Origin of the sequence: Lentzea aerocolonigenes (assembly GCF_000955955.1) — a bacterium.
GTDB lineage: Bacteria > Actinomycetota > Actinomycetes > Mycobacteriales > Pseudonocardiaceae > Lentzea > Lentzea aerocolonigenes_A.
In genome coordinates this window covers 1-1,213 of the sequence record NZ_JYJG01000070.1, presented here as the reverse complement: position 1 = coordinate 1,213, position 1,213 = coordinate 1, and the positions used below count along the sequence as shown (strand labels likewise).

At 66.9% G+C, this 1,213-nt stretch carries 2 protein-coding genes; both read left to right on the top strand.

Translation table 11 applies throughout. From position 1 onward, the window contains the following. Positions 1-53: 53 nt before the first annotated feature. A complete protein-coding gene (locus UK23_RS52615) occupies positions 54-524 on the top strand; it encodes a helix-turn-helix domain-containing protein (protein ID WP_196777715.1) in 471 nt (156 codons plus the stop codon). Then, positions 413-1,195 (top strand): IS630 family transposase, encoded by a 783-nt coding sequence (locus UK23_RS51470; protein WP_196777714.1) that lies wholly within the window; start codon positions 413-415, stop codon positions 1,193-1,195. The genes UK23_RS52615 and UK23_RS51470 overlap by 112 nt, the downstream gene beginning before the upstream one ends. Positions 1,196-1,213: the final 18 nt, after the last annotated feature.

Here is a 1,213-nt window from a genome sequence, read left to right as displayed (position 1 = left end):
CTAGTAGTGTGTCGCTGCTTAGTTTTGATGCGTGTGGCTGGGAGGCTGTTGTCATGGCCTCCCAGTTGAAACGGCCGGTCACGTTGTCGGCGCGGGATCGTGAAGAGCTGATCCGGTGGACCACGACAGGTGTGCATCCGGCGTCGTCGATCATGCGGGCGCGGGTGCTGCTCGCGCTGGACACCTCGGTGGGCGAGCCCGATCCGAAGGAAGTGATCGCGGCCCGGCTCGGGATCTCGGGCGAGACGCTGCGGCTGGTCGCCAAGCGGTTCGACGAGACCGGCGGCGATGTGCTGGCCACGATCTCACGCAAGAAGCGTGCTCTGCCGCCGGTGCCGTCCCCGGTGACCGGCGAGGTCGAGGCGCGGCTGATCGCGCTGGCGTGCTCGGCGCCGCCGGCCGGGCATGCCCGGTGGTCGTTGCGGCTGCTGGAAAAACACGTCCAGCTCACCGAGGACATCCCGAACCTGGACCACTCGACCATCGGCCGGGTGTTGAAAAAACGGAACTGCGTCCTCATCTGAGGAAGTGCTGGAACATCCCGCCCCGCGCGAACGCGGAGTTCGCCGCCCGCATGGAAGACGTCCTCGCCGTCTACGCCCGCCCGTATGACCCCGCCCGCCCGGTGGTGTGCATGGACGAGAAACCCTTCCAGCTACTCGGCCAGGTCCGCGACCCGCTGCCCGCTCGGCCTGGCCGCGATGCCCGCCAGGACAGTGAATACCTCCGGTGCGGCACCTGCTCGATCTTCGTGTGGACCGAGCCCCTGCGCGGCTGGCGCCGCGTCCACGCCCTGGCCCAGCGCACCAAGATCGACTGGGCCGGGCAGGTCCGGCAACTACTGACCGTGGACTATCCCGACGCCGACACCGTGGTGCTGGTCATGGACAACCTCAACACCCACGGCATCGCCTCCCTCTACGAGGCCTTCACCCCCGGCGAGGCCTTCGCCCTGGCCCAGCGCCTGGAGATCCACCACACCCCCAAACACGGATCCTGGCTCAACATCGCCGAGATCGAACTCTCCGCACTGTCACGGCAATGCCTCGACCGCCGCATCAGCGACCTCGACACCCTCAACACCGAACTCACCGCATGGCAACACGCCACCAACACCCAACAGCGCGGAGTCGACTGGCAATTCACCACCGACAACGCCCGCACCCGACTCCGCCACCTATACCCCAAAGGTTAGACGCGACGGTCTACTAGG